Source organism: Nostoc sp. NMS7 (assembly GCF_017115085.1).
GTDB lineage: Bacteria > Cyanobacteriota > Cyanobacteriia > Cyanobacteriales > Nostocaceae > Nostoc.
In genome coordinates this window covers 1-6,923 of record NZ_JABXKJ010000067.1, presented here as the reverse complement: position 1 = coordinate 6,923, position 6,923 = coordinate 1, and the positions used below count along the sequence as shown (strand labels likewise).

At 40.3% G+C, this 6,923-nt stretch carries 8 protein-coding genes; 3 read left to right on the top strand and 5 right to left on the bottom strand.

The window, feature by feature from the left end; translation table 11 throughout:
• Positions 1-183: hypothetical protein (locus HWQ38_RS05965; RefSeq protein WP_292791087.1), on the top strand; the 183-nt coding region annotated here is incomplete at its 5' end.
• Positions 184-349: 166 nt separating this feature from the next.
• On the opposite strand, the gene HWQ38_RS05960 is transcribed toward HWQ38_RS05965, so the two are convergent.
• The 4 genes from HWQ38_RS05960 to trpB form a co-directional block, all read right to left on the bottom strand.
• Complete coding sequence (locus HWQ38_RS05960; protein ID WP_292791084.1) at positions 350-979, bottom strand: ribonuclease H-like domain-containing protein; 630 nt, start codon at positions 977-979, stop codon at positions 350-352.
• 89 nt (positions 980-1,068) lie between these two features.
• Entirely contained in the window at positions 1,069-1,617 is a 549-nt protein-coding gene (locus HWQ38_RS05955; RefSeq protein ID WP_292791081.1) for a CAP domain-containing protein, read from the bottom strand.
• A gap of 340 nt (positions 1,618-1,957) precedes the next feature.
• The gene (locus tag HWQ38_RS05950) at positions 1,958-2,485 is read right to left on the bottom strand and encodes a CAP domain-containing protein (RefSeq protein WP_292791078.1); all 528 of its coding nucleotides are present in this window, start codon (positions 2,483-2,485) and stop codon (positions 1,958-1,960) included.
• Between the two features lie 783 nt (positions 2,486-3,268).
• On the bottom strand, positions 3,269-4,504 hold the full coding sequence (gene trpB / locus HWQ38_RS05945; protein WP_292791076.1) for a tryptophan synthase subunit beta: 1,236 nt from the start codon (positions 4,502-4,504) through the stop codon (positions 3,269-3,271).
• Between the two features lie 87 nt (positions 4,505-4,591).
• Here trpB and HWQ38_RS05940 point away from each other — a divergent pair, with 87 nt between their 5' ends.
• The gene (locus tag HWQ38_RS05940; RefSeq protein ID WP_292791073.1) at positions 4,592-4,939 is read left to right on the top strand and encodes a translation initiation factor; all 348 of its coding nucleotides are present in this window, start codon (positions 4,592-4,594) and stop codon (positions 4,937-4,939) included.
• A 141-nt stretch (positions 4,940-5,080) separates the two neighbouring features.
• Positions 5,081-5,239 (top strand): YqaE/Pmp3 family membrane protein, encoded by a 159-nt coding sequence (locus tag HWQ38_RS05935; protein ID WP_292791070.1) that lies wholly within the window; start codon positions 5,081-5,083, stop codon positions 5,237-5,239.
• Positions 5,240-5,731: 492 nt separating this feature from the next.
• Here HWQ38_RS05935 and HWQ38_RS05930 read toward each other — a convergent pair whose 3' ends face one another.
• A complete protein-coding gene (locus HWQ38_RS05930) occupies positions 5,732-6,400 on the bottom strand; it encodes a carbonic anhydrase (RefSeq protein ID WP_292791066.1) in 669 nt (222 codons plus the stop codon).
• Positions 6,401-6,923 lie beyond the last annotated feature (523 nt).

Sequence of the window (6,923 nt, the reverse complement as noted above, 5' to 3'; positions counted from 1 at the left end):
GCACTTCTCTACGAGACCCTTCTCTACGAGACGCTGCGCGAACGGCAAGCTCAGGGCATCGCGCTGCGCGTAGCTTGCTTCCACGAAGTGGTACGGCAAGGCTCAGTGACCACGCCAACGGCAAGTATTACAGTAAGCTCTTCGGCAAGTGTTACCCTGAGCTTGTCGAAGGGCTCAGGCTAAGACCTGTCGAACGGCTCTGTTACCATGAAACGCCTACCCTGTATACCTATTTGAATTTGGAATTTGGAATTCCGCCTTGCGGTACTAGTCTTTTGGCGTAGCGTGTGCTGGGCGTAGGGCAATTTGCCAAAATTGATGCTTTTTTTGCAAGAGGTTTATTGTTTGATCAATGTTCAAACAAATCCTTAAATTGCAACAAATCCAAGGAAACAATTGTTGGCAAAAATTCAAAACATTCTTGAGCAATTTCCCAACGTTCTTCTCGTTTGAGCATTTCTATTAGCTTTTGTTGCACACTAAGTAAGTAGCGCACATCATTGGCAGCATAACTCAGTTGAGCTTCTGTTAAACTAGCGGCGTTACCCCAATCAGAACTTTGAGAGCTTTTATCCAGTTCCACTTGTTCTAACTCTTGTACCACATCTTTGAGTCCGTGGCGATTTGTGTAAGTACGGGCTAATTTACTAGCAATCTTGGTGCAAAAAGTGGGCTGAACCTGAATCTCCAAATTAGCTCTCAAAGTGGCTAGGTCAAAGCGAGCAAAGTGAAACACTTTTACAACATTTGCGGCTTCCAAGAGTTTTTTTAAGTTTGGAGCGTCAGCTTGTCCTTTGGCTATGCGGATTGCAGTCACTTTCCCGGATTGGTTGCACAGCTGGACAAGACACAATCGATCGCGCAGTGGCAATAATCCCATTGTTTCTGTATCAACTGCGATCGCTGCTGATTCTAAATACTGGCTAAGGGCTGCGTCACTGAGATCGCGATCGCTCACCTGAAAATCTTGTAATGTCATGAATTGTTTAAAAATAATAGCAGTGTCCAGCAGACAAAAGTCTTGTCAGACACTAGATTATTATTGTGCAAAAACATCAGAAATTAAATCTACCTAGTGTGGAAAAAAAGTTGTGTAAGGTAGACATCGCCTTGATTATTAGTAGCAACGCCAATTCCAGTCAGGTTGTAATTTCCTTTAAGATTCTTTAAATGTCCGGGACTGTTGATCCAACCAGTAACAGCTTCGTCCACAGGGTTGCTATATCCCCGGTTGAAAGCAACATTTTCCGCCGCGCTGTTGTAGCGAAGAGGGATAGCTTTGACTCGCCGTTCAAATCCTTGATGACTAAATGGGGTTTTACCTTTAGCCATGTTTTGACTATGAATTCTTGCCTGTCGAGTGATATTTGCATTTAAAGTTAACTTTGGCAGTCCTTTAGAAGTCCGATATCGATTAATTTCATCAAATACTGATTTTTCTAGCTCAGTAGTTTTAAAAGTAGGAGTCGATATTGCAGCCTGACTAGAAAAAAGCGACAACAGCTTATTACGGGTGGATGTATTCGTTGAAGGATAATTTGGGATCGGAACAGTCGTTAATCCACTAGCAAGGACAAGCGCACTTAAAGCGATGCCAAAAGCAGTTTGTCGGAACATGGAGAATTGCGTAATGTGTAGAGATATAAGACTTCTACTGTACCTTATTGTTCCGAGGATATATACCACGATACTATTAAGGGTTGATGAATTTCGGCAATTTGGCTATATTCTTGTATCGCATATACAAACAATCATTTCCAATTGTCAATACTTCAATCGGTCAATTGCATGAAAATCACAGTTATTTTTGCTGAGAATTTAAGATTTTTATGAATTACTAAAAAATAATGTAGTATTCGATAGACAAATGTCATTTAAACTACATTATTCGTAAAAGCTTTGCTAACAAACTGAAGTCTGGGGAATTTGAGAAAAAACCTAAATTTTCCCAAATCTATCAGCGAAGGAAAATTTGTGTAAAGTAGATTTCACCTTGACTGTTGCTAGCGACACCAATCCCCGTCTGATTATAATTGCCTTTAATATTGGCTAGATGCCCTGGACTTTTGAGCCAGCCTTCAACAGCTGTTTTGGCAGGAGCAGTATATCCCTGGTTGTAAGCAACATTTTCACCAGCTGCTCTGTAAGAAATACCGATTGCTTGAATCCGTTCTGAAAATCCCGTATGTCCAAAGGTAACTTTCCCATTAGCCATGTTTTGACTATGAATCCTGGCTTGATTATCAATGGCAGAATTACGAGTCAGGTTTGCTAGCCCTTGGGAAGCTCTGTAGTTATTAATTTGGTTGAAAACCGACTGTTCTAGACCAGCAGTGTTGATGTTAGATGCTACGATCTGAACAGCATTATTTGATACATTTGAAGATGTCGGCGTAAAAGTTGGATTTATTACAGGAGTAGCGATCGCCCCACTACTGAGAATGATAGTGCCTAAAGCAACGCTATAGATTGTTGTCTTAATCATTTGCTGAAAGTAAAGTTGTCAACAATCTAACTAAAGTAATGTCAGTATGACAAATTGCTTATATGTCTATATAGTTTTGGTTATGGCATTTTCTGTTCAAAAACTACCATTAAACGTTTAAATCCGCGATCTTACGAGACAATTGTGCTGTTTATAAAAAATTGATCTCTACCATCATCCGTGGCAGGTTAAAAGAACATGAATTTTGTCAATTAGTAATTATGCTTAAATATTAACAAATACTTAGGTATAAAATTTAATCTTTTTTGAGCTAATCGGGCAAGAATGAATGATGCGTATCAAGATTAGGCGTAGGCATCGCCTGTCCAAAAATTATGTTTCTGACCCAATTTTCCGCAATATTTTAAGTATTATTACTTACTTCAAATAGGATGTAATCTTATTTATGGCGAATGCTCTAGCAGTAGTATGATTATTTCTACATAAATGGCAAATGGCATAAATATCTCCAGCAAGGGAGTTCCAGTTAAAAAAATATCCCATCGTAGAGGCGTATTGCAATACGCCCCGACAAATGTAGAAATAATTTGGGATGATTTATTTTTTGTCAGTCCCTAAAACCTCTGGGCGACTAGCTTTGGTTGAGGGTTTCTAACTCTTTCTGTACCACGCGCAACACCCGCGCAATATATTCCGCACGCCACTGTTCACTCTCCTTGCAGTAAATTTTGGCGTGCCAACTCGTCGTAAGTGGGTTGCGGTAGCATAGCATATTGGAATTGTTGATGCATAATTGCTTTTGCGCCAAAATTTTATGTATATTTACGCATCATTTAATAACTTGGCTACTGTTTGTACATCCTTATCGCCGCGTCCAGAGCAGTTAATTACAATCCGGGGACTGTTGGTAAGTTGGGGACATAGGCTTTCCAGGTAGGCGATCGCATGGGCTGTTTCCAATGCCGGGATAATCCCCTCCAATTTCGACAATCGCTGGAATGCCGCCAAAGCTTGTGCATCAGTCACACTATAGTATTCAGCGCGACCAGCATCCTTCAAATAACTATGTTCTGGACCCACACCAGGATAATCTAACCCCGCACTAATTGAGTGTGCCTCAATAATTTGCCCATCCTCATCTTGCAGGAGATAGCTCATTGCTCCATGCAATACACCAACTCGTCCTTTTGTCAAGGTTGCTGCGTGTTTTGGGGTATTGACACCTTCTCCGGCTGCTTCAACCCCAATTAACCGTATAGAAGACTCATTGAGAAACTCATAGAATAGTCCCATAGCATTGGAACCACCACCAACACAAGCCAAGAGAATATCAGGCAATACACCCCACTTTTCCATTGCTTGGGCGCGAGTTTCTTGACCAATTACTGCATGAAAATCACGTACCATCATCGGGTAAGGATGAGGCCCTGCTACCGAACCCAGGATGTAGTGAGTCGTTTCCACATTTGTCACCCAATCGCGGATTGCTTCAGAAGTCGCATCCTTCAAGGTTCCCGTACCTGCCTCCACCGGACGCACTTCTGCCCCCATCAACTGCATTCTGAAGACATTCAAAGCTTGGCGTTCCATGTCATGAACGCCCATGTAAATTATGCATTCCAACCCAAAACGAGCGCAAACTGTGGCTGTGGCAACTCCATGTTGTCCAGCACCCGTTTCGGCAATAATCCGTTGCTTACCCATGCGCTTTGCCAACAATACCTGACCAAGGGCATTATTGATTTTGTGAGAGCCAGTATGATTTAAATCCTCGCGCTTTAAGTAAATTTGCGGTCCGGTGCGATCGGGTCGGGCATAATGAGCAGTCAGGCGTTCAGCGAAATACAATGGTGTGGCACGTCCTACATAGTCCCGTAACAACTGCTGTAGTTCTGCTTGAAAACCAGGATCATTACGGTATTGCTGATAAACTGTTTCTAGTTCAGTAAGAGCAGGCATCAGCGTTTCAGGTACATACTTACCGCCAAAGCGTCCAAAGCGACCTAGCGTATCGGGAACCTGAGCAGTTGAAGTTGGAGAAAGGGGAGTAGTAGTCACGGGCTGATTTTGATGAAGGGAATAACTTAATTATTATAGAAAAGTCTGGTTCCCTTGCCTTTGAAATTTTTCTTAAACATTCATTTTATGTCTTCTTCCAATCCCAAATCTTCCGATAAAGGTTTTGTCTACCGCGAATTTGGCAACGACAACTCCGCCGCCACAGAAAGACCAGTTCCAGAACTACCCGCACAACAACAAAATCTTAAAGTACAAGCTTCCCGCAAAGGACGCAAAGGCAAAACCGTCACAGTGATTAGCGGTTTTCAAGCCAAACCGGAAACCTTGGCAGATTTGGTGAAGCAGTTGAAAAGCCAGTGTGGGACAGGTGGGACAATTAAAGACAACGAGATTGAAATTCAGGGCGAACACAAGCAGAAAATTGTCGAGATTTTGACCAAGCTAGGTTATAAAGCTAAAATTAGCGGTGGCTAATCTTGAGTGCGGTTTCCCGCATCTTAACCGTGACCTAGATTTAGTTCGGCAATGTTATCTTTGAGAGGTACAAATATACTTGAGCAGTGGCGAATCACTTCGCCGACAAGCTGTCTTTTGTAAGATTAACAGGAGGTTCAAATGGATTTAGTTCGTCTTCTGTGTGCCATTTTCTTACCGCCTTTAGGAGTTTTTTTGCAAGTAGGTTTGGGTATAGATTTTTGGATTAATATAGTTTTGACGCTTTTTGGTTACATTCCTGGGATTATTCATGCAGTGTGGATAATTTATAAGAAATAATTTTTTGTGGGGGTAGGTTGGGTGTACCAATCTCGGTTTTACTGATTCTGAGTAATTTTGGGATAGAGGCAATTCATGAATTGCCTCTATATAAAGGGTTATGAGTTGGATGTCTGCAAATTATTAAAGAATAATTCATCCGCCAGAATCCATTAGAGACTTCCAATTAAAAAAATATCCAACTTGTAGAGTGCGTTACTTCCTTAATGCACGATATTGATCTAATAGACATCTCCATAAATTAATGATGCGTGATCTGAAACCCTTGTAGAGACGTTATATCTAATCTGTGACGATGCGTTAGTCAAAGGGATAACGCCATCCTTGTATTCGTAACTCTAATTGGACAAAAATCTAAAATAATTTAGAAGTTTGACGTAAATATTATAATATTGGGGCGAAAAAAAACTATTTATTTTACTTGAAATAAAAGTTGTAAAGACACGATTTATCACGTCCTCAATCTATATTTGTATGGCAGCAAATACCGAATTAACTCTCATTTTTTAACATGGCATAGAGTCTAAACTCTAGAAGCAAGGGGCAGATGTGTAATTGCCATTGCACAGTAGAAACCTTCAAATCTTTGATCAAACCAGTGCCTATATCTAGTACCCAGCCATGAACCATAGGCGCTTTTCGCTCATAGAGTACCTGGCGCATGATGGAAGTTTGATAAAGATTTTTTACTTGCGCCACAACATTGATTTCCGCCAAACGATTCAGACGATCTTCTCTTGTTGGCAAGGTATCAATTTCTTCTTGTTTCTCTAAATACAGTTCTCGAATCGGATTTACCCAGTTATCAAGAATTCCGATGGTTCTTCCTTCTAAAGCTGCCTTAATTCCTCCGCAATCGTAGTGACCACAAACGATAATATGTTCCACCCTAAGATGTAAAATTGCGTATTCTAAAACGGCTAAAAAGTTAATATCTGTCAGAGAAACTTGATTGGCAATATTACGATGTACAAATAATTCTCCTGGTTCTGTACGGGTAAAGCTTGTTAATGCCAGACGACTATCAGAACAGCCGATGTATAGAAAAGGTGGTGTTTGTCCGTTAGATAATTCTTGAAAGTAAGTTGGGTTTAAAGCTAGTTTATCGGCAACCCAAGCCTGATTATTTCTGAAGAGTTCATCAATGCTGTTATATTTCATCTTTAGTCAAATTCGAGAGAGAATCTCATAATTATTTTAGCTGATTTACAGTTTCCTCTAAATCAATATGAATTTTTTCAAAGCTAAAATTTTATCAAGATGACAATTTATTTCGACAGCATTAATAAAATTATTGTATAAATTGTAAAAAGCTATTGCCGTTTTCAAACCTTGTGAGATAAAAGAACCCCACCCCCAACCCCCTCCCCGCAAGCGATGAGGGGGCTATGATGCAGGGCAAACGCATCTAAAGTATAAGAATCCTTTAATAGCACGGGTTTGGGCGTTTTATAATTTGGCCTCTTTTTTCATCAAGATCCTTATTCAGCAGGGGTTTCAGAAATCCCGTGCGTTCGCCTTGGGCTATGATGTGCCTCATCTGATCAGGAAACGCTATAAATTAGTAGTTAGAGAAAAAATAACGGTTCTTCAGTACTTGTTATGCTAAATTATTAGTTACAAATTCAAAAGGATATTAAAAATTGTATTAAAAAATTACTAAAAGCATTGCAATTATTGACAT

Bases quoted from the DNA above. Each gene is read 5' to 3' on its own strand.
- HWQ38_RS05960 (WP_292791084.1), bottom strand. From the start codon at position 979: ATGACATTACAAGATTTTCAGGTGAGCGATCGCGATCTCAGTGACGCA.
- HWQ38_RS05955 (WP_292791081.1), bottom strand. From the start codon at position 1,617: ATGTTCCGACAAACTGCTTTTGGCATCGCTTTAAGTGCGCTTGTCCTT.
- HWQ38_RS05950 (WP_292791078.1), bottom strand. From the start codon at position 2,485: ATGATTAAGACAACAATCTATAGCGTTGCTTTAGGCACTATCATTCTC.
- HWQ38_RS05940 (WP_292791073.1), top strand. From the start codon at position 4,592: ATGTCTTCTTCCAATCCCAAATCTTCCGATAAAGGTTTTGTCTACCGC.
- HWQ38_RS05935 (WP_292791070.1), top strand. From the start codon at position 5,081: ATGGATTTAGTTCGTCTTCTGTGTGCCATTTTCTTACCGCCTTTAGGA.
- HWQ38_RS05930 (WP_292791066.1), bottom strand. From the start codon at position 6,400: ATGAAATATAACAGCATTGATGAACTCTTCAGAAATAATCAGGCTTGG.